At 57.9% G+C, this 20216-nt stretch carries 17 protein-coding genes; 9 read left to right on the top strand and 8 right to left on the bottom strand.

The window, feature by feature from the left end:
- Nucleotides 1-15: 15 nt before the first annotated feature.
- The 5 genes from MF268_RS19830 to MF268_RS25435 form a co-directional block, all read right to left on the bottom strand.
- Nucleotides 16-1632 (bottom strand): acyl-CoA carboxylase subunit beta, encoded by a 1617-nt coding sequence (locus MF268_RS19830; RefSeq protein ID WP_238372600.1) that lies wholly within the window; start codon nt 1630-1632, stop codon nt 16-18.
- A 110-nt stretch (nt 1633-1742) separates the two neighbouring features.
- Nucleotides 1743-3035, bottom strand: a complete 1293-nt coding sequence (locus MF268_RS19825) for a TRAP transporter large permease (RefSeq protein ID WP_238372599.1) — start codon at nt 3033-3035, stop codon at nt 1743-1745.
- The gene (locus MF268_RS19820; protein ID WP_238372598.1) at nt 3032-3529 is read right to left on the bottom strand and encodes a TRAP transporter small permease; all 498 of its coding nucleotides are present in this window, start codon (nt 3527-3529) and stop codon (nt 3032-3034) included. The genes MF268_RS19825 and MF268_RS19820 overlap by 4 nt, the downstream gene beginning before the upstream one ends.
- The gene (locus MF268_RS19815; protein ID WP_238372597.1) at nt 3516-4550 is read right to left on the bottom strand and encodes a TRAP transporter substrate-binding protein; all 1035 of its coding nucleotides are present in this window, start codon (nt 4548-4550) and stop codon (nt 3516-3518) included. Before MF268_RS19815 ends, MF268_RS19820 begins: the two co-directional genes overlap by 14 nt.
- 146 nt (nt 4551-4696) lie before the next feature.
- The gene (locus MF268_RS25435; protein ID WP_238372596.1) at nt 4697-5506 is read right to left on the bottom strand and encodes a helix-turn-helix transcriptional regulator; all 810 of its coding nucleotides are present in this window, start codon (nt 5504-5506) and stop codon (nt 4697-4699) included.
- A gap of 198 nt (nt 5507-5704) precedes the next feature.
- On the opposite strand from MF268_RS25435, the gene MF268_RS19805 reads away from it, so the two are divergent.
- The 3 genes from MF268_RS19805 to MF268_RS19795 all read left to right on the top strand — a co-directional run bounded on the left by MF268_RS19805 (nt 5705) and on the right by MF268_RS19795 (nt 8653).
- Nucleotides 5705-6976 (top strand): acyl-CoA dehydrogenase family protein, encoded by a 1272-nt coding sequence (locus MF268_RS19805; protein ID WP_238372595.1) that lies wholly within the window; start codon nt 5705-5707, stop codon nt 6974-6976.
- Between the two features lie 86 nt (nt 6977-7062).
- Nucleotides 7063-7716 carry a glutathione S-transferase family protein gene (locus tag MF268_RS19800; RefSeq protein WP_238372594.1) on the top strand — a complete coding sequence of 218 codons (654 nt, stop codon included), beginning with the start codon at nt 7063-7065 and terminating at the stop codon, nt 7714-7716.
- A gap of 79 nt (nt 7717-7795) precedes the next feature.
- Entirely contained in the window at nt 7796-8653 is an 858-nt protein-coding gene (locus MF268_RS19795) for a beta-keto acid cleavage family enzyme (RefSeq protein WP_238372593.1), read from the top strand.
- Between the two features lie 123 nt (nt 8654-8776).
- Here the strand turns inward: MF268_RS19795 and MF268_RS19790 are convergent, their stop codons facing one another.
- The 3 genes from MF268_RS19790 to MF268_RS19780 all read right to left on the bottom strand — a co-directional run bounded on the left by MF268_RS19790 (nt 8777) and on the right by MF268_RS19780 (nt 13908).
- Entirely contained in the window at nt 8777-10894 is a 2118-nt protein-coding gene (locus tag MF268_RS19790; RefSeq protein ID WP_238372592.1) for a 3-hydroxyacyl-CoA dehydrogenase NAD-binding domain-containing protein, read from the bottom strand.
- Between the two features lie 19 nt (nt 10895-10913).
- Entirely contained in the window at nt 10914-12083 is a 1170-nt protein-coding gene (locus tag MF268_RS19785) for an acyl-CoA dehydrogenase family protein (RefSeq protein ID WP_238372591.1), read from the bottom strand.
- A 127-nt stretch (nt 12084-12210) separates the two neighbouring features.
- Nucleotides 12211-13908 carry a dihydroxy-acid dehydratase gene (locus tag MF268_RS19780; protein ID WP_238372590.1) on the bottom strand — a complete coding sequence of 566 codons (1698 nt, stop codon included), beginning with the start codon at nt 13906-13908 and terminating at the stop codon, nt 12211-12213.
- Between the two features lie 219 nt (nt 13909-14127).
- Between MF268_RS19780 and MF268_RS19775 the strand changes: the two genes are divergently transcribed.
- The 6 genes from MF268_RS19775 to MF268_RS19750 are packed head-to-tail and all read left to right on the top strand — an operon-like array spanning nt 14128 to nt 20176.
- Nucleotides 14128-15147 (top strand): TRAP transporter substrate-binding protein, encoded by a 1020-nt coding sequence (locus tag MF268_RS19775; protein WP_238372589.1) that lies wholly within the window; start codon nt 14128-14130, stop codon nt 15145-15147.
- 60 nt (nt 15148-15207) lie between these two features.
- Nucleotides 15208-15756 carry a TRAP transporter small permease gene (locus MF268_RS19770; protein ID WP_238372588.1) on the top strand — a complete coding sequence of 183 codons (549 nt, stop codon included), beginning with the start codon at nt 15208-15210 and terminating at the stop codon, nt 15754-15756.
- The gene (locus tag MF268_RS19765) at nt 15753-17045 is read left to right on the top strand and encodes a TRAP transporter large permease (RefSeq protein ID WP_238372587.1); all 1293 of its coding nucleotides are present in this window, start codon (nt 15753-15755) and stop codon (nt 17043-17045) included. Before MF268_RS19770 ends, MF268_RS19765 begins: the two co-directional genes overlap by 4 nt.
- Before the next feature lies 1 nt (nt 17046).
- Entirely contained in the window at nt 17047-17544 is a 498-nt protein-coding gene (locus MF268_RS19760; RefSeq protein ID WP_238372586.1) for a MarR family winged helix-turn-helix transcriptional regulator, read from the top strand.
- A complete protein-coding gene (locus MF268_RS19755) occupies nt 17541-19370 on the top strand; it encodes an AMP-binding protein (RefSeq protein ID WP_238372585.1) in 1830 nt (609 codons plus the stop codon). Before MF268_RS19760 ends, MF268_RS19755 begins: the two co-directional genes overlap by 4 nt.
- On the top strand, nt 19367-20176 hold the full coding sequence (locus tag MF268_RS19750; protein ID WP_238372584.1) for an enoyl-CoA hydratase/isomerase family protein: 810 nt from the start codon (nt 19367-19369) through the stop codon (nt 20174-20176). Before MF268_RS19755 ends, MF268_RS19750 begins: the two co-directional genes overlap by 4 nt.
- Nucleotides 20177-20216 lie beyond the last annotated feature (40 nt).

Below are 20216 nucleotides of genomic sequence, written 5' to 3'. Positions count from 1 at the left end.
TACGTCTCGCGGTTATCAGGGGCGCGCCACGGCGAACTGGATTTCATTAGGCCTGCGATCGTCGGCTTCACGCGCGATCTGCATCAACTCGATCATAAGATCACGAGTATCCCGTGGATCGATCACCCCGTCGTCCAGCACCCGGGCAGAGGTGTAGAATGCATCCATCTGACGGTTGAAGTTTTCGGTGATCCTGGACTTGAGCGCATCCAGCTTTTCGTGGTCGACGTCTTCGCCCAGCCTTTCGGCGCGCATTTCCTGCACCACGGCCATGGTTCCGGCTGCCTGCTCGCCGCCCATGACGGCCGTCTTCGCGTTGGGCCAGGAAAAACAGAACCGGGGATGAAACCCGCGCCCGCACATGCCGTAGTTTCCAGCCCCGAAAGACGCGCCACAGTAAATAGTGAACTGTGGAACGGTGGCAGTCGTCACTGCCTGAATCATCTTGGACCCATGCTTGATGCTCCCTGCTTCCTCGTAACTGCGACCGACGAGGAACCCCGTGGTATTATTGAGGTAAAGGATCGGTGTTCCGGCCTGACAGCAGGCCTGAATGAAGTGCGTTGCTTTTGCTGCGCCACTCGGGTCGATGGGTCCGTTATTCGTGATGATACCTATCGGCCAGCCTGCAATTTTGGCATTGCCACAAACAGTCGCGCCGCCATATCGCTCACCGAATTCGACAAAATCGGACCCGTCCACAAGGCGCGCGATGACCTCTTTCATATCGACTGGTTGGCGGTGATCCATCGGCATCAGGCCTAGCAGGTCTTCGCGGTCATAGGCCGGTTCGGCGTATGATCTCTCTCCCTTCGATGCCGCATTCCATTCGATGTTTTTCAGGATCGATCGCGCCAGTCCGATGGCCTCACGATCATCCTCTGCCATGTAATCGCCCAGCCCCGAAATCCCGGTATGCATCTCGGCGCCGCCAAGCTCTTCTTCTGTGGCGATTTCGCCAGTCGCGGCTTTGAGCAGCGGGGGACCGGCCAGAAAAGCCCGGGTACGTCCACGCACCATGATGATGTAATCGGAAAGCCCGGTTTGATAGGCACCGCCCGCAGTTGAACTTCCATGGGTGATCGTGACAACAGGCAACCCCGCCGCCGAAAAGCGGGCGATGTTGCGGAAGAGGTTACCGCCCCGCACGAAATCTTCGACCCGATACGCCATAAGATTTGCACCGGCGCTTTCGACTAGCTGGACATAGGGCAACTTGTTCTCGAGAGCGATTTCCTGAATGCGAAGCTGCTTGTCCAGACCCATAGGTTGCAGCGCCCCGGCGGCAATGCCGGAATCCGAAGCGTTGATCATGCAGCGCACGCCCGAGACATAACCAATCCCCGCGATCACGCCGCCACCGGGAACCGACTTTTCGGTGTCCTCCTGATCAAGCCCATAGCCCGCCAGCTTGGACAATTCGATAAACGGCCGACCGGGATCGAGCAAAAGAGCGACCCGGTCACGGGGCAAGAGTTGGTGCCGTTTTTCGAAGCGCTCGCGCGATTTTTCCGAAGCCTTTCGGGTGCGGGATTCTATGTTTTCCATTTGGTCGAGCAGATCGGTCATACCTTTACGGTTGGCCGCGAAGGTCTCTGCGTCGGTGGAAATGGAGCTTAAAATCTTTGCCATGTCTAACCCGGATTATTGCTTGAAAGTTCGATGGACGCAGGCGTCCCGATCAGTTCCATTGTTTTCTGACAGTTCATACCGGCTGCGGCTTGCGTCGTTTAGCTGAAGCCTCAAAAGAGCAACCTGGGCAGAAAGAGCGATATCGCGGGAATCGAAGCAATCAGCGCGATGCGCAGTATATCAGCGATCCAGAACGGTGTGACGCCGCTGAAAATGGTCGTGGTGGCCACGTCCGGCAGAACCGAGCGCAAAACAAAAACATTTATGCCGATCGGAGGCGTCAGCAGCCCGATTTCTACCGAAACGACAACGACGATGCCAAACCACACCGGGTCGAACCCAAGTTCGACGATGATCGGAAAGAAGATCGGAACCGTCAAAAGAATCATCGACAGGCTTTCGAGGACGCAACCGAGGACAAGATAAATGCCGACGATTGCCGCGATCACCATCCAGGGTTTCACCTCCTGACCGGTAACCCACTCAAGAAAGCTGGTATGCATGCCGGTGTAGTTGATGAATTCGCTGAAGATTGTCGCACCGATCAGCACTCCGAACATGATGCCGCTGGTTCGGGCGGAATCGACCAGCACCTCGATAAAGGCACGAAAATTCATCGAACGACGCAGCAGCGCAAAGACAAAGCTGATGCCGGCCCCCACACCCGCCGCCTCGGTCGGCGTGAAAAAGCCGCCGTAAATTCCACCGATGACGATCACGAAAAGCGCAAGCACGGCCCAGACACCACGCAGCGCTGCGATCCGTTCCGACCAGCTCATTTTCGGCCCGGCAGGTCCCATGTCGGGATTGCGCCAGGTTACGTAACGCACGGCGAACATGTATCCGATGAGACCGATTAGACCCGGTATCATGCCAGCAGCGAAAAGCATGCCGATGTTGGTTTCGGTGATTACACCGTAAAGGATCAGGATAACGCTTGGCGGAATAAGGATCCCGAGCGTACCGCCTGCAGCGATGGATCCGGTCGCAAGGCGGTCGTCGTAGCCGAATTCGCGCATGGAAGGCATCGCGACCTTGGCCATCGTGGCAGCGGTCGCAAGCGACGATCCGCAAACGGCGCTGAACCCCCCGCAGGCTACGACAGTCGCCAGCGAAATCCCGCCCCGCAGATGACCCATAACGGCGTAGGCGGCAGCGTATAGCTCGCGAGAGATTCCTGCCCGGGTCAGAAAATTACCCATCAGTACGAAAAGAGGGATAACCGAAAGATAATAGTTCAACAGGCTCGACTTGGCAGTCAGAGCTACCATTGCAAATGCTGGCTTCCATGAGATCAGCAGACCAAAACCAATGAACCCGACAAGGCCAAGCGCCACAGCCAACGGGACACGCGCAAAGATAAGGATGAATGCGGCGAGTACGCCGATAAGTGCTTCGGTCACGCCTCTGTCACCTTGCAAGGATTGAGTATAGCGAAAAGGAAAGCCAGCGCCGAAATTCCGAAAAGAACGGCGACGCCGTAGAGGACGGGTGCCATGGGGATTTCAAGAAGCGGCGTCTGCCCGTCGAAACGAGCTGTCTTGTCGCCTTCGATCCATACCCGCCAAGCGACAAAGGCAAAGCTGACAGCACAAAGCAGGTTTGAAAGACCAACCTGCCATGGCCGAAACCTTTCGGGAACGAACACGTCAAGGACATCGATCGTCGCGTGAAGGCCGCGCCAAGCAAGCGAGGGAAAGACACAGGCGATTGTTATGGCAACTGCCAGTTCAGTTAGTTCCGTCGCCCCCGCCATCGGGGATCGGAAAAAACTGCGCCCGACCACATCAAAGAACGCGATCCCCATCATACTCAAAAGAGCCAGTGCGGCCAGACCATCGGTCAGTGAAATGACTAGCCTGACAGCACTAAACCGCTTGGCATTACTCGCCGGCAAGTTTCGCCTCCTCCTTGGCGATCTCCGCCCGGAATTCGGCAAGCACGCCCGCCGCGTCTTCGAGGCCCATTTCCGTTGCCTTGTCGATCCACGTCTGGTCGATGGACGCCAGATTTTCCTCGAGTGCTTGAATCATTTCTTCGGAAGCCGGTGTGATCGTGCCGCCTTCATCAAGCACATCCTGCCGGCCCCGCGCGTTAAGCTGATGATAGACTTCGGCAATACCGGTCGAGAAAACTTCGCCCGATACGCTCCAGAAAGCTTCCTGATCGGCTTCGGACAGTTCAGAGAGCGTGTCCTCATTCACCACAAAGGATATACCCGCACTGCCGAGGCCACCCGGAACAGTCAGGAGGTTGCCGATGGATCCGGCGATCTTGAAGCTGTTGATGGTTTCGGTCGATGATATCATCCCGTCCACCACACCGGTGGAAATGAGTTCATACATCTCGCTGATCGGCTTGTTGACGGGCGCGCCGCCCAGCGAAACGACAACCTTTGAACCGGTTGCCGTCGGTACCCTCAGCTTGAGACCCTTCAGCTTGTCCATGCTGTCGATGGGTCCGGGTCCGGTTGCAAGCGCCATGGGCCCAACCGAAGATTTCGCGACGGGAATTGCATTCTCGTACTCGGCGAATTGCTCGAGATATTTCTTATATATGCGCCAATAGGCTATGCTGATCGCCCGGGCGTCGTTGCCAAGGAAAGGTAGCTCGACGATGCCATTCAAGTTAAAGCGCCCTGCGGAATAGCCATCGACAATAAGCGACATGTCGGCCAGCCCGTCGCGCACCACTTCGAACTGGGTCGGAACCGTTCCAACGACCTTGGGTAGGATTTCAACGGTGACACGGCCCTCTGTCGCCTCGGCCACATCTTCGATCCAGGGCTGAATTACTTCGGACATGAAGGGATGTGTTGCAGGCAGCCAGTTGGAATAGCGCAGTGTCGTATCGGCGGACAGCGAAGTGGCTGTCAGACAGATCGCAATTCCCGGGGCGAAAGTCTGAAAAAATGTCATGTGGTCCTCCCAAAATGCTCTGACAGGACTGTCTCATCTGATTTTTTCCAAAACTTGCGTCGATACGTTGAGACCGGGGAATTGACCTGACCAAACGAAACGCGACCCGATTGGAAGCGGGTGGCGTTAACGGTTTGACCGCGGTTTCAGGCGCAGGAATAGGCCATCATTCGCGCGCTGCTGTCCACGCGGAGGTTCTGCGAACCGATCCGGATCGACCTGGGCTGCAGCCCGAATGTCTTGCGGATCGAGTGGCTGAAATGGCTCGAGTCTGGATATCCGAGGGTCAGAGCCACATCGGTAAGGCTGCTGCTGTTGTTTGCATGCAAGAGAAAGGTCCGGGCACGCCGCCACATCCGGTAATTGCGAAAGGACACGCCGGTTTGTTCCTTAAACAGATGAAGAAAGCGCGATGACGACAGCCCAATCTTGGCGGCGAGATCTGCGGCCAGCGATTGGCTCTCAAGACCTTCCAGTTCCAGTTCATTCAAAACCGAAACGACCCGCATATCGATTCTCCGTGTATCAAGCTCTCGTCCGATCACGATCCGATCGAATTCACGGGTCGTCATCTCACCATCCGGTCTTGACCCGGAAAGCTGTGCCGTAACCGAACGTAGCCTCGCAACCAGACCCGCAACACATTCAGGATCGCGGTATTCGGCAATCAGGCGTGAGAGTTCCGACCTCTCCAGCCGTTCAGGTTCAATCAATACGCTGATGATCTTGCCGCAATCCGAAACCACCTCGTGTGACTGATACGGCTCGACGATGGCTATTTGATGCCGAGACCACTGTCCATTACCTTCCTTGAGCCGAAACTGGCCTTCCGGAGCGAGATAAATGGAGACCGCGCCTAGTTTGCGGGCCTGCATCTTGTGACCAAGGAGGCCAAAGTAGAAAACCCGGTCATCTAGAACCAGCATGTATTTTCTGTCTGCGATATTGTCGATCACGGCTGCCTCCCTACAGCTATTAATCACTTTGGCCGCGACTCTCGCGCTCTCCCACATCGAATTCATCGGCCGTGCAGAACCGTAGACCGCGAAATTTTTAGGGTCAACTTTTTCGTCTGACGTTATTGCCTGTCGAAGATGGTGACGATAGCGTGATCGCCAGCAGAGCAGCATGTCATCTCATAGGGAAAGCTCATTATGATTCCGGAAATTTCGCAAAAATCACAGTCGTTAAAGGCTCGGATCGAGACTTTCATGGAAGAGAACATCTATCCGAACGAGGGTCGATTCTACCGAGAATCAGAGGACCTAGGGCCATGGAAAGTTCAGCCAGTCGTCGAAGAACTCAAGGCAAAGGCGCGCGAGCAGGGGCTTTGGAACCTTTTTCTGCCTGAATCCGATCGGGGCGCGGGGCTATCCAATCTGGAATACGCACCGCTGTGCGAAATCATGGGCCGCAGCCACCTTGCACCAGAAGTTTTCAACTGTTCGGCACCAGATACGGGCAACATGGAAGTTCTGGAACGCTATGGATCCGAGGCGGACAAAAAGCGCTGGCTTGAACCATTGCTGAACGGCGAAATCCGGTCTGCTTTTGCGATGACGGAACCCGCAGTGGCCTCCTCGGACGCACGCAACATCGAGAGCGCGATTGTACGCGATGGCGACGAATACGTAATCAACGGTATCAAGTGGTACACGACCGGCGCGACCGACCCCCGCTGCAAGATCATCATTTTTATGGGTAAATCCGATCCGAATGCGAAAACCTACCGTCAGCAGTCCATGATCCTTGTCCCAAAGGACACGCCGGGCGTAACGGTCAAACGATCACTACCTGTCTTCGGATTTTATGGTGTACCGGATCGGGCATCCGAGGTCATTTTCGAAAACGTCCGGGTCCCCGCCGAGAACATGTTGCTCGGAGAAGGCCGCGGATTTGAGATTGCGCAAGGCCGCCTGGGGCCTGGGCGCATTCATCACTGCATGCGGCTCATCGGGCTGGCCGAGCGAACGCTTGAAAAGATGATTTTGCGATCCGAAGATCGCTTTGCATTCGGCAAGCTGTTGTCGGAACAATCGGTCACTCGCGAAAGGATCGCAGAATCCCGCATCATGATCGAACAATCGCGTCTGCTGACACTGCGCGCAGCGCATATGATGGACGCTGTGGGCAATAAAGAGGCCAAGTCCGAGATCGCTATGATCAAGGTCGCGGTACCGCAGATGGCGTGCCAAGTACTCGATTGGGCGATACAACTTTTCGGGGGCGGCGGCACAAGCAATGATTTCGGACTGGCCTCTGCCTATGCGACAGCCCGGCTCTTGCGGCTTGCGGATGGTCCGGATGAAGTACATCGGGATCAGATTGCGCGACTTGAGTACAAAAAGCTGCGCAATCGCAACGACCTTGCCGGTGCCGATGGATGGCAGGCCGCAGTTTCGGACAGGGCTTTGGGCGTGGCATGAGCCATGCTTGACTGGCTGCCCAGCGACTTTGCACAATTCTTCATGCAAAGCTCGGAGCAAACTGCCGCGAACACGGGGGGATGGTGATGCTGCAACTCTGGCATTCAAGCGATGCGCGCTCGTTCCGGGCGCTATGGTCGCTTGAGGAACTTGGCCTAAAATACGAACTGCACGTTCTCCCGTTTCCGCCCCGCGTACACCGGAAAGAATATCTCGGTGAAAACCTCCTTGGGACCGTTCCATTGCTGGTTGATGGCGAAACGCGGATGACCGAATCCTCCGCAATCCCGCATTACCTTTCGACCGTGCATGGTGATGGCCGGCTTGCGCTAGAACCGGGCCATCGCGACTATGGCGCCTACCTCAACTGGCTGCACCATGGCGAGGCGACACTGACCTTTCCACAGACGATCTACCTGCGCTACGCGATGCTTGAGCCGAAAGAGCGACGCCAGCCGGTCGTGGCCGAAGACTACAAGACTTGGTTTCTTGCGCGTCTGCGCCTCACTGAACATACACTGTCCGACGGGCGCGATTACCTGCTTCAATCCGGGTTCTCCAACGCAGATATTTCTGTCGGGTATGCCTTGATGCTGGCCGTCATCATCGGGCTTCGCCACGATCTGCCAGAGCATTGTCTTGCCTATCATGATCGCCTTTGCGCCCGTCAGGGCTACCTTCAAGCCAAGGCGGCGCAGGGCGCAGACCTCGAACTCTCGGGTTTTCAAGAGCAGTCCTGAAACGCGACAGCGCCTATGCGCAAGCCGCAGTGATATTGGTTGGCTATCCTCTCGGAAAAGCTGAAATTCCGGAGTTCTCATGTCCAAAGCCATCATCACATGTTCGCTCAACGGCGTGCTGACCAACCCAAAGCAGCACAATGTTCCCGTCACGCCCGATGAAATGGCGGCCGAGGCGCGGCGGGCCTATGATGCTGGCGCCTCTGTTATGCATATCCATCTGCGTAAACAGGGGCCGGACGAAGGCCATCTTGGTTCCTGGGACCTCGGCCTTTCGAAGTCGGTTCAGGCCGCAATTCGCGACGCCTGCCCCGATGTCATCATCAATCACACGACGGGTGTGGTCGGACCAGATTATCAGCCCGCTCTGGACTGTGTGGCCGAGACCCGTCCTGAGATGGCCGCCTGCAACGCAGGTTCGCTGAATTACCTTAAACTACGTTCGGATGGCAGCTGGGCCTGGCCGCCGATGATGTTCGACAACCCGGTCGAAAAGGTACAGGCATTCCTCGACGTCATGGCCAAAGCCAATACAGTTCCCGAATTCGAATGCTTCGACGTGGGGATCGTCCGTTGTGTCGATATATATCAGCGCAACGGCATGTTTTCCGGGACGGCGCAGCTCAATTTCGTAATGGGCGTCTCATCCGGCATGCCCACGAACCCCGACTTGCTGCCAATTCTCGTGGACCTCGCGCCGGAAGATTCCCGATGGCAGGTCACGGCCATTGGCCGGGCCGAAATCTGGCCATTGCACAGGCGCACCGCGGAACTTGGCGGGCACCTGCGGACGGGTCTCGAGGATACGTTCTATATCTCATCCGGCGACAAGGTGAACTCGAATGGACCGCTGATCGAAGAGATGGCAAAAATGGCGCGCGAAACCGGTCGCGAGGTCGCATCCCCGCAAGAGGCGCGCGCCATTCTAGGGCTTTGAAATAGGAATAGTTTCAGTATCCGGAGCGGAAAAAACCGCTTTGGAGAAAAAGTAAGTAAGAACAGACTGAACGATAGTCTGAAAGTCGCAGCTAACTTCCGTCGTAAGAGGGCAAAGCCACTCTTATGTTTCCCGACGCCAGTCTGAAAGACGCTCCCCTTTCTCCGCAAGTCGGCGCAACAGCGGAGAAACCGTCCAGTATCCGTGCTCATTGCCCAGCGTTGCCGCGTAGTAGTCAAGCCGTGCCACGATCTTTTCCAAGCCGATCTCATCGGCCATAAAGACCGGACCGCCACGCCACGCCGGAAAACCATAGCCTGCTGTCCAGACGATATCTACGTCGCCAGGGCGGTAAGCGATTCCTTCTTCAAGAATAAATGCCGCTTCGTTGGCCATAGGAAACAACAGGCGCTCAAAGATCTCCTCGTCCGGTATGTTGTCGCGTCTATTGATGCCCTGCTCGCGCGCAAGGTGACGGCCAAGTTCGGCTGTCTCTTCGGATGGGACCGGGTTGCGGCATTCGTAGCGATAATAACCGTGACCCGTTTTCTGACCGTGCTGGCCGCGTTCATACAAGTTGCGGCACATCGCACGGTAAGCAGGATCCTGAGGACCGTCGCCGCCCTTGATCCATTCAATAACCGTCCGCGCGCCCACGTCCACGCCTGCCATGTCGAGCATCCGGCTTGGTCCCATTGCCATGCCCAAGTATTTTGGGTTCTCAATAATGCCATCGATCTGGACAGGGGTCGCTCCTTCGACCTGCATCGCCTCGCTTTCGCGCATATAGACCTCGGCCATACGATTCCCGATGAAGCCATAGCAGACACCGCTTACAACGGCTGTCTTCCGGATCTTGCGCGCCAGCAGCATAACCGTTGCCAATACATCTGGCTCGATGTCCGCGCCGCGCACAATCTCGAGTAACTTCATGATGTTCGCCGGGCTGAAAAAATGCGTGCCAAGCACGTCACCGGGGCGCCCTGTGGCGGCAGCAATCCGGTTCACATCCAGTGTCGAGGTATTCGTCGCGATGATCGCGCCGGGCTTGCAGATCTCACCAAGTTGCCGCGCCACTGAAAGCTTCAATTCCATATCCTCGAAAACAGCCTCGACGACGATGTCGCAATCGCCCAGATCGGACATCTCCGTGGAACCGTTCATCGCGCCTAGCCGGGCCATAACCGCTTCTTCGCTCATTAAACCGCGGGACTGGGTCGCCTTGTAAGCATCGGCAATCAACGCCTGGCCGCGCACAAGCGCCTCTGAAGAGGTTTCGACAAGCGTCACCTGAAACCCGGCATCGGCAAAGGTCATCGCAATGCCGCCGCCCATCGTTCCGACACCGAGAATACCAACCTTTTCGACCGGTCGAGGCTTGGTTTCCCGATCAAGTCCGGGGATTTTCTGGGCCGCTCGTTCGGCAAAGAACAGGTGCCGCATGGCGCGCGACTGGGTTGTTCCGATCAGATCATGGAACGCGCGCTTTTCCACTGCTTCACCGTCCGGAAACGATTTGCGAGCGGCCGCTTCAAGGCAATCCGCCACGGCTGACAGGGCCGGTAGCCAGGGTTTAGCCTCCGCCGCTCGACGCGCCCCGGCCAGCACCGCATCCGCGTTATCGATATCCGGCGGTGTCAGGGCGCGTGTCCTGCGCGGCGCCATGCCCTGCACGGCAAGCTCAACTGCCTTGCTGCGCGCTGCACGACCAGGTTCATCGTCGAGCATGTCCACAAGCCCCGCTGCCAGCGCACCGGATGCACTCAAAGGCTTACCCTTGGAAATCATGTCAAGGGCGATTTCCAGCCCGACCAAGCGCGGCAGGCGTTGCGTCCCAAGTGATCCGGGGATCAGGCCGAGGGTGATCTCGGGAAGACCGAGCCTCGTCGAAGATGCCGCAATCCGGAAATGACAAGCCATGGCCAGTTCAAGACCGCCGCCAAGCACGGTGCCGAACAAGGAGGCCATCACTGGCCTGTCGCAGGCTTCGATCCGCGCCAATACGCTGTTGTAAGGGGCCGCGCTGAACTCCGGGTCTTCAAACGCCGCGATGTCGCCACCGGCTACGAATGTCCGACCAGCACACTCAATCACCAATGCTGTCAGGCCGGCGTCCTCTTCGAACTCCGTAAATGACCGGCTCAGATCGGCCACGAGTTCCGGAGAGATCGCGTTTACCGGCGGGTTGTCGATGCGAAGTATTCCAATACCATCCTCGCGCAGCAATTCGGCTTTTGCCATTTTTCTTCTTTTCCGTCTTTCAGATACCCAGTTGCGAAGCCGCAAGATTTCGCATGACCTCATCGGTGCCACCGCCGATGGTAAGGACTTTCACCTCGCGATAGATCCGTTCCGACACCGTGCCGCGCATGAACCCCATGCCTCCGAGAATCTGAACCGCCTCATCGGCGCAGAACTTCATCGCGTCGGTGGCGGTGACCTTGGCCATGCTGGTCCGCGCCACATAAAGGTTCAACGGATCAAGGCTATGCATGTGGCGCCAGATAATGTCGTAAGTCAGACACCGCGCGGCGTCGATCCGAGCTGCCATATCAACAAGCTTGTGTCGGATCACCTGATGTTCCGAGAGCGTAGATCCGAATGCACGCCGTTGCTGCGCCCATGCCAGTGCCTCTTCGTAGCAGACCTGCGCCATCGAATAGGCCATCACCGCGATGATCAGCCTCTCGCTGTTGAAATTCATCATCGCGGCCTTGAAGCCCTTGCCCTCTTCTCCGATCAGGTAAGAAGCGGGCACACGGCAGTCCGAGAAACTAAGCTGTGCGGTGTCGGATGCCCACCAGCCCATCTTTTTCAGCTCATGCCGCTGCAATCCCCGCGTTTCGCCCGGCACAAGCAAAAAGGAAATTCCCCCCGCACCACGTGCATCCGGGTCGGTCCGCACCGCGACGGTAAAAACATCGGCCTGCATCCCTGAAGTGATGAATGTCTTCTCTCCGTTCACCACGAATTCGTCGCCGTCTCGGATCGCCGTTGTCCTGAGTGCCGCCACATCCGACCCTCCACCCGGTTCGGTCACGGCAAGCGCGGCAATCTTTTCGCCACGGATGACAGGGATCGCGAATGTCCTGCGCAGCTCCTCGCTTCCATATTTCACGACAGGTGGAATTCCGATGGAATGAGAGCCGAGCGAGGCGCAGACACCCCCCGCACCACAACGAGACATCTCCTCGGTCACCACCACCTGCATGAAGAAATCACCGTTCGAACCGCCGACGTCTTCAGGAAAAAGGACACCCTGGATCCCTACCTCGCCCGCCTTCCGGAAAAGCTCGCGCGGCAACCGGCCCAAATTTTCCCACTCCTCCACATACGGTGTCATCTCGCGTTCGACAAAGCTGCGAAGGCTTTGACGGAACGCCTGATGCTCTTCAGTGAAATAACGATCAGCGGTTGAATTTTCGTACATCGATGCTCCCGGCAGCGTAGTTGACCGGCAGCATGCCATGCGGAGCGCATTTCGCGCTTGTCTTAACTAGCTGAAACGCGCCGTGGCTGCCGGAACCAATGGTTCCGGTACGGCCACTCCAAGACAGTCAGATCAGGTCGCCGCTAGTATCGACCGCACCGGAATGTGTCACCGCCCCCTTGTTGGCGCCGCGCACTACTGCAGCATATTTCTCGAGCAGACCGCCATGACGGGCCGGGTCGGCAAGTTTCTGCGACGCGCGACGCTTGGCAAGCTCATCTTCCGTTACTTCGAGAGTGATGGACGAAACACCGGCCCTCGCGTCTATTTCGATCATGTCGCCATCGCGAACCAGCGCTATTGGGCCGCCCACTGCTGCTTCGGGACTTGCATAACCGATGCAGAATCCGCGTGATGCACCGGAAAACCGCCCGTCCGTCACGAGGGCAACCTGTCCTCCCATACCCTGCCCATAAAGCAGGGCGGTAATGCCCAGCATTTCCTTCATACCCGGCGAGCCCTTGGGCCCTTCACCACGCACGATGATCACATCGCCCGTCTTGTAATCGCGTTCCTCGACCGCTTTCTGGCACGCACTCTCGCCGTCAAAAACGCGCGCCGGTCCCCTGAAAATCAGCTCTTTTAGACCCGCAACCTTGACCAGTGCACCATCCGGACAAAGATTGCCCTTCAGCACTGTCAGGCCGCCGCTCTTGGCAATCGGATCGGAAACCGGGCGAACGATCTCTCCATCCGCAACCCCGACGGTCGCCAACCCCTCGGCCAGCGTCTGTCCACTAACCGTCAGGGCGGAGCCATCGATGAAACCTCCACGGAGCAATTCTGCAAGAATGACCGGCGCGCCTCCGATCTCGTAGACGTCTCGCGCCAGGTACTTGCCGCCCGGAGACAGGTTACCGATCAGCGGCGTTCGGGCAAAAACCTCGGCGACGGCGTCAATGTCGAAATCGATCCCCGCCTCGTGCGCCATTGCAGGGATGTGCAACGCGGCGTTTGTCGATCCGCCGGTAGCGGCGACCAGGGCACAGGCATTCTCAAGCGCCGCACGCGTCACGATTTCGCGCGGCAATGGCGCCTTGCCCTCGATGACCTGCATTACTAGCCGACCAGCATCGCGCAAGTAAGGGTTTCGCGCCGAATACACTGAGGGCACCATCGACAGTCCGAGGGGAGACAGACCAATTGCTTCGGAAACCATCCCCATAGTGTTGGCTGTGAATTGTCCGGCACAGGCGCCGCCAGTGGGGATACTATGTTCAACGAACTCTGCCAGTTCCTCACGGGTCTGCTCTCCGGCGATCATTTTACCGATCCCCTCGAAGGCATCCAGAACTGTCACTTCCTCACGGTTCACCCGACCAGGAAGAGTAGCCCCGCCGAACAGGAAAACCCCCGGTGCATTGACCCGCAGCATCCCCATCATCAGGCCTGGAAGATTCTTGTCGCAGGCGCCCAGCCCGATCATGCCGTCAAAGCAATGCGCCCGCATCGTCGCCTCAACTGAATCCGCGATAAGTTCTCTCGAAATAAGAGAAAAACGCATTCCCGGATGCGCCATGGTCAACCCGTCGGAAACCGATACAACCGGCGTTTCATGGGCAAAACCGCCAGCCCCATAGATCCCGGTCTTGATCTGGGTAACCTGCGCAGGCAGCGTGATGTTGCAAGGGCTCATCTCACCGCCCGTATGGATGACCGCGACATGTGGACGCTCAATTTCCTCTTCGCTCAGTCCGAGACCGCGTAGGAAGGCCCGAGAGTTGGATCGCATGAGAGTATTGTAGATGGTGGGAAAACGACGCATGGGGCTCCTCCTGATTTCGGCGGATAGAACGTTGTTTCTTCGACCGCTTCAACCCCTACCTAATTGAAAGAAATGGCACGCCAAAGCGCTGGCCCGGGCCGTAAAGCCTGATCAAAAAATCGTTTACCTCAAGAAATCGGTTGATCCCTGAATAATGTTTGATATCCATCATTTTCAGAGCGCCGGAGATTCATCCCGGAACTCTTATGGGAGGATATCATGAAAACTATTAACATCGCGCTCGGCGCGACCCTGCTCCTTGCTGTTCCGGCCACGGCGATGGCTCAGGAGGTCACCCTGCGACTGTCGCACTGGATTCCCGCAAGCATTTCGCCTGCGTCCAAAGGCATCGAGCCATGGGCAAAGGATGTCGAAGCCGCCTCAGATGGTCGAATCTCTATCCAGATTTTCCCGGCGCAGCAATTGGGCAAGGCCCCCGATCACTACGACATGGCCAAGCAGGGCATCGTGGATCTCGCCTGGGTCAACCCGGGTTACACCGCTGGCCGTTTCCCGATCTATTCGCTGACCGAAGTCCCCTTCATGGCCGATGACTCGGTCAAAGGCGCCAAGGCGATCCATGAATGGTACATGGAATACGGTGCCAAGCAGGAAATGGGCGACGTAAAGGTCTGCTTCATCCATCCCCACGCCCCCGGCACCTTGCACTCCAAGGAAAAAATCACGGCTCCCGAAGGGATAAAAGGCAAAAACATCCGTCCTGCACATGCCACGATGGCCCGTTTCGTAAGCCTTCTTGGTGGCGGACCGGTTCAGGTTCCTGCGCCCGAAGTACGTGAAGCACTGTCCCGCGGAACGGCCGAGGCCGTGACCTTCCCATGGGGCTCGATGTATGACTTCAAGCTGACCGACGAAGTCCCTGAACACCTTGATATGCCGTTCTACCTTTCGGCACAGGTCATGATCATGAACAAGAACAGCTATGACTCGCTGTCGGATGAAAACAAGGCGGTCATCGACGATCACTGCACACCGGAATGGTCATCCAAGGTTGCCCAAGGCTGGTTCGACGACGATATGGCCGCCCGCGACAAGCTGATAGCCGACCCCGAGCAAACGCTGAACACGCCCACCGAAGAAGAAGTGGCGGCTTGGCGCGACGCGGCAGCGCCGCTGGTCGACGAATGGCGCGCAGCGGTCGAAGCCAAGGGCGGTGACGCGGATGCCATCCTCGAAGGCTACACCCAATCGCTCGAAGCGAACGACGCCCGCTACTAAGCAACCCCGACGCACTGGCGCAAAAACCGCGCCAGTGCGTGACTTAGGCGAGATACCCAAATGTCCCAGCCACAGAACGGTGGCCGCTCGCTCAGCGGCGCAATCCTGATCATAGAACGGATCGCAGGTATCGTACTTGGCCTCGTAACCGTCCTGATCGTAGCCTCGTCCATTGGACGCTACCTTTTTGCCAGCCCCATCGCGGACACCTTCGACGTTTCGCGTCTGGTTCTGGGGGTTGCCATTGCTTGGGGACTGGCGAGTCTTGGCTATCACGGTACCCATATCAAGGTGGACCTGCTGGCTCATTCGCTGCCCCGCAAGCTGCGCAACGCCATGAATTTCTTTGCCTGGTCCGTTCTGCTTGGCTTTACGCTGCTGCTGGTCTGGAAGATCTGGGAACGGGTACAGGCCGCCATGTCCGGTGGCGATGCCACGATGGAACTGCGTCTGGCCCACTGGCCGTTCTTTCTGGGCATCTGGCTCGGCATTCTCGCCGCGGTTTTCACGACCGCCATCCGTCTCTGGCTGATTGCCCGCGAAGGGCGTGACCTTGGCGAATACGATGGCATCGACGAGCACCTCTTGGAGGATATCAAGAAGTCATGAGTAATGAATTCGTCGCTGGCGCAGGCTTTGTCGCGCTGTTTATGCTCATGCTGCTTCGGGTCCCGATCGGCGTCGCGATGGGGCTTGTGGGCATCTTCGGTTTCGGTGCCGTTGTCGGTATGGGCCCAGCCCTGAACCTCCTCGCTCAATCGCCGATCAGCACCATCACAGACTTCAACCTGACCCTGATCCCGTTCTTTGTCCTGATGGGGGTTCTGGCCACCAACTCCGGCATGTCATCCGAACTGTTCCGCTCCGGGCGCGCATGGCTTGGCGGGCTGAAAGGCGGCCTCGGGCTAGCCTCGGTCGGTGCCTGCGCCGGTTTCGCTGCGATCTGCGGTTCCTCGGTTGCAACTGCCGCGACCATGACCAAGATCGCCTATCCCGAAATGAAACGCGCGGGTTATTCCGACGAAGCATCGACCGGCATCATTGCGGCCGGCGGGACCCTTGGGATTCTCATCCCGCCTTCGGTCGTTCTGGCGGTCTACGGGTTCATTACCGAACAGGATATCGGGTTGCTGTTCATCGCCGGTATCGTGCCGGGCATCCTAGCCGTCTTGATGTACATGCTGACGGTGCGTGTCTGGTATGGTGACAGCCTGCCCGCCGGAGACCGATTCAGCTTTGCCGAAGCGATGCGGTCATTAAAGGGCGTCTGGGCCGTTGGTCTGCTATTTGTCGCCGTGATCGTTTCGATCTATTTCGGAATCGTGACCGCGACCGAAGCAGCGGCCGCCGGCGCATTCCTTACGGCGATCATCGGCATTTCGCGCGGCAAGCTCTCTATGACCGGGCTGCTGGACAGCCTTGTCGAAGCCATGCGCACCTCTGTCGCGATCTACGTTGTGCTGATCGGTGCCACGCTCTTTGGCTATTTCCTTGCGATAACTCAGGTGCCGCAGGAACTGACACAGTTCCTGATCGATCTTGGTGCGGGGCGGTACGGCACCCTTCTTCTGATCCTCCTCATGTTCCTTGTCATGGGTTGTTTTCTCGATGCGATGGCGATGATCATCCTGATGGTGCCAATCGTCTTTCCCGTCATCACCGAGCTTGGCTTTGATCCGATCTGGTTCGGGGTCATCATCGTGATGACTGTCGAACTCGGCCTCATCACGCCACCGGTGGGCATGAACGTCTTCGTGATCAACTCGATCACACCCGGTGTTTCCCTACCTGCGATCTTCAAAGGCGTCCTGCCATTCGTCGCCGTCGATGTGCTACGCCTTCTATTGCTGATCGCCTTCCCGGCCATCGTGCTGTTCCTGCCGATGGGGATGCAGTGACATGGCGCGGGTCATGCGCGACAACACCGATTTGGTCGAGCCATCAGCGCTTTACGAAAGCGTCTCCTACAGACTCCGGCTCATTCAGATTGCCGCCTACAAGAGCTTTGAGAAACAGGTCAGCGGATTCGGATCGGCCCCGCGATATTACGGCGTCCTCAAGCTCGTTCAGGCCAATCCCGGCATCCACCAGATGCGGCTGGCCGAAGCGATCTATCTCGACCGGTCGAGCCTTGTGCCGATCATCGACACGCTGAACAAGGAAGGCTGGATCGAGCGCCGCACGACAAGCCATGACCGCAGGGTAAAACGGCTCTTCCTCACAGATCAGGGCGAACGAGACCTCGCCGCACTCGACACCGAAGTCGGCCGGCACGAATCCATGATGACGTCGGGCTTTTCAGCTAACGAGAAGACCCGGCTCTTACGGGACCTGGCCCGGATCGACGCCAATCTCCGTTCCTATCTCGTCGACGCCAAGGGAGGTCAGGAAGCATGAAGATTGCAAGTTCAACCGATCTCGAAAAGCTCGAGGCGCAAGGCCTCGACGTTGTTTTTCCCAATCGGACACCTTGGGACATCCTTCGTCACAGCGCGGCAACCTGGCCCGACCGTACCGCCATCCGCTATCTGAAAGACGCCGACGATCCTGACAAGGACACGCTTCTGACGTATGAGCAGTTCGCTCAAAAATGTCAGGCCGCCGCCCGAATGTTTCGCGAAATCGGCGTCGTACCGGGAAAATCCGTCGCCCTGCTGACGCAGCACACACCCTCGGCGCAGATCGCGCTCTGGGGCGCGCAGATCGCAGGCCACGCCTGCCCGATCAACCCGATGTTGAAGCCCGCCTATATCGCCGCCCTGCTCAAAGCCGGGGATGCGGCAGCGGTCGTCATCACTGGCGTCAATGCTGAAATCGACTACTGGACGGCGCTCGTTCCTGCGCTACGCGCCGAAGGCATCACCCTGCCGATCCTCGCCTGTGACAGCGATGGCCCCTGCCCCGGCGCTGACGGTCTGTTCGAGGATATGCTTGCTGAAGACGGTGGCGCCGACATCGAACCCGAAGGGGACGAAAACGCCCTCGCCGCCTATTATCACACGGGCGGCACCACCGGTGCGCCAAAACTTGTCTGCCATTCCCGCGGCAACGAAGCGCACGTTGGACAGTCCTGTGCCCTGCTCCACGATCTGAATGAAAACGATGTCGTAGTGAATGGGTTTCCCCTATTCCATGTCGCCGGCGCTTTCGTCTACGGGTTATCTACTTTGTCGGCAGGCGGTACGCTCCTTATTCCCGGCCGCCTCGGCATGCGAAACCAGGCTTTTGTACGGACCATCTGGCAGCAGGTGGAACGGCATGGGATCACCATCATCGGCGCTGTTCCCACCGTACTGGCCGCTCTGAACAGTATCGAAATCAACGCCGACATATCCTCGTTGCGGTGGTTCCTAACGGGCGGCTCGCCGCTGCCCACGGAACTCGCCGACGCAACCGAAAGAAAAACCGGCAAGGGCGTGCGTAACATCCTTGGCATGACAGAATGCGCCGGAGCCATCGCCGTCGAACCCGTTCATGCGCCCAGAACGCCACTTTCCTGCGGGCTGCGTATGCCCTTTTCCGAAGTCGCAATCTTCGCGGAAACCGAAGACGATCTCGACCCGGAAAAGCGGATGCCAACTGGCGAAACCGGAATTATTGCGCTCAAAGGGCCGAACGTGTCCTCCGGCTATTCAGACCCGGCTCGCAATGCGGGCACCTTTCTGCCAGGCGGCTGGCTCGTCAGCGGCGATCTCGGCAAGCTCGACGCCGAGGGTCGCCTTTACGTAACCGGTCGCAAGAAGGATATCATCATACGCGGCGCTCATAACATTGACCCGCAGATGATCGAGGACGCCCTGCTTGCCCATCCCGATGTCGAAAACGCGGCCGCCGTCGGCATGCCCGATGCTTATGCTGGGGAATTACCCGTCGCCTTCGTCACTTTACGCGGCGGCGCGACCCTTGATGAGAATGCCCTGATCGATTTCCTGCGCAATCGCATTGACGACCCAGTCGCCCTTCCCAAACGGATCGGTATCGAGGCTTCATTGCCTCTCACGCCCGTTGGCAAGATCTTCAAGCCAGACCTGCGCCGCAAAGCCATCGTATGGGCCATTCAATCCGCCGCCGTACGGATTGGTCTTGGTTCAGAAGATATCATGATCGCGGTGGACGAAAACCTGCAGACATCGGTGACAGCGCCCGAGGCCCGGGTCGAAGAACTCAAGAACGCGCTCTCCGGTATGCCTATCAGTCTTTCCCTGGCCGCGGATAAATCATGACCTCGCCGCTCCTCTATGACAAAAACGGTGCCATCGCTGTCATCACGCTGAACCGGCCAGACCGTCACAATGCGCTGACGCCGGAAATGATCTGCCGCCTTGCCGATGCCTTCGATGATTTCGAAGCCGACCACGACCTGCGCGTCGCCGTCATCACTGGTGCAGGAGACGGCAGCTTCTGCTCCGGTGGCGATCTTGCTCTCACTCTTCCTCTTTTGACTGGCGATCGCAGTCCGGAAACCGACTGGGACCACCGTCTCGCAGCAGACCGGGAAATCCTGTTCCGGTCAAACTTCAAGGGTGCCCATAGCACCAAACCGGTCATCTCCGCGATCAACGGTCATTGTCTCGCTGGGGGTTTCGAACTGATGCTTGCCACCGATATTCGCATCGCGACCGAGCGCGCGCGCTTTGGCCTGCCCGAAGCGCGTCATGCGCTCATCCCCTTCGCCGGCGCGCTCGTTCGGTTGCCACGACAGCTTCCCCATGCCGTTGCGATGGAAGTCCTTCTCACTGGTGACCAGATCGGCGTTGAACGGTTGCATGACCTCGGACTGATCAACCATGTCGTGGCCCAGGAAGAGGTCATGCAAACCGCGATGGCAATTGCCGAACGCATCGCTGCCAACGGGCCGGTGGCCATTGCCGAAATCAAGCGCACGACTTCCGAAAGCACCGGCCGACCCTTGGAAGAGGGCTATCAGATCGAAACGGAGAGCATGGACAGGGTCATGGCGACCGAAGACGCCCGGGAAGGTCCTCGCGCGTTCATGGAACGCCGCCCGGCGGTTTTCCGGGGAAAGTAACTTCCCGCCCAGCCGATCCCACGCCTGTGTTGAGCGAAAA

The organism is Heliomarina baculiformis (assembly GCF_019966545.1).
Taxonomy (GTDB): Bacteria; Pseudomonadota; Alphaproteobacteria; order Rhodobacterales; family Rhodobacteraceae; genus Heliomarina; species Heliomarina baculiformis.
Note: the sequence above shows the minus strand (reverse complement) of the source record. Positions and strands in the feature narration are given on the sequence as shown.

Excerpts from the sequence above, each read along its gene's own strand:
- MF268_RS19775 (WP_238372589.1), top strand. The coding sequence starts at position 14,128 with ATGAAAACTATTAACATCGCGCTCGGCGCGACCCTGCTCCTTGCTGTT.
- MF268_RS19765 (WP_238372587.1), top strand. The coding sequence starts at position 15,753 with ATGAGTAATGAATTCGTCGCTGGCGCAGGCTTTGTCGCGCTGTTTATG.
- MF268_RS19750 (WP_238372584.1), top strand. The coding sequence starts at position 19,367 with ATGACCTCGCCGCTCCTCTATGACAAAAACGGTGCCATCGCTGTCATC.
- MF268_RS19780 (WP_238372590.1), bottom strand. The coding sequence starts at position 13,908 with ATGCGTCGTTTTCCCACCATCTACAATACTCTCATGCGATCCAACTCT.
- MF268_RS19830 (WP_238372600.1), bottom strand. The coding sequence starts at position 1,632 with ATGGCAAAGATTTTAAGCTCCATTTCCACCGACGCAGAGACCTTCGCG.
- MF268_RS19795 (WP_238372593.1), top strand. The coding sequence starts at position 7,796 with ATGTCCAAAGCCATCATCACATGTTCGCTCAACGGCGTGCTGACCAAC.
- MF268_RS19770 (WP_238372588.1), top strand. The coding sequence starts at position 15,208 with ATGTCCCAGCCACAGAACGGTGGCCGCTCGCTCAGCGGCGCAATCCTG.
- MF268_RS19805 (WP_238372595.1), top strand. The coding sequence starts at position 5,705 with ATGATTCCGGAAATTTCGCAAAAATCACAGTCGTTAAAGGCTCGGATC.
- MF268_RS19790 (WP_238372592.1), bottom strand. The coding sequence starts at position 10,894 with ATGGCAAAAGCCGAATTGCTGCGCGAGGATGGTATTGGAATACTTCGC.
- MF268_RS19800 (WP_238372594.1), top strand. The coding sequence starts at position 7,063 with ATGCTGCAACTCTGGCATTCAAGCGATGCGCGCTCGTTCCGGGCGCTA.
- MF268_RS19785 (WP_238372591.1), bottom strand. The coding sequence starts at position 12,083 with ATGTACGAAAATTCAACCGCTGATCGTTATTTCACTGAAGAGCATCAG.
- MF268_RS19815 (WP_238372597.1), bottom strand. The coding sequence starts at position 4,550 with ATGACATTTTTTCAGACTTTCGCCCCGGGAATTGCGATCTGTCTGACA.
- MF268_RS19755 (WP_238372585.1), top strand. The coding sequence starts at position 17,541 with ATGAAGATTGCAAGTTCAACCGATCTCGAAAAGCTCGAGGCGCAAGGC.
- MF268_RS19760 (WP_238372586.1), top strand. The coding sequence starts at position 17,047 with ATGGCGCGGGTCATGCGCGACAACACCGATTTGGTCGAGCCATCAGCG.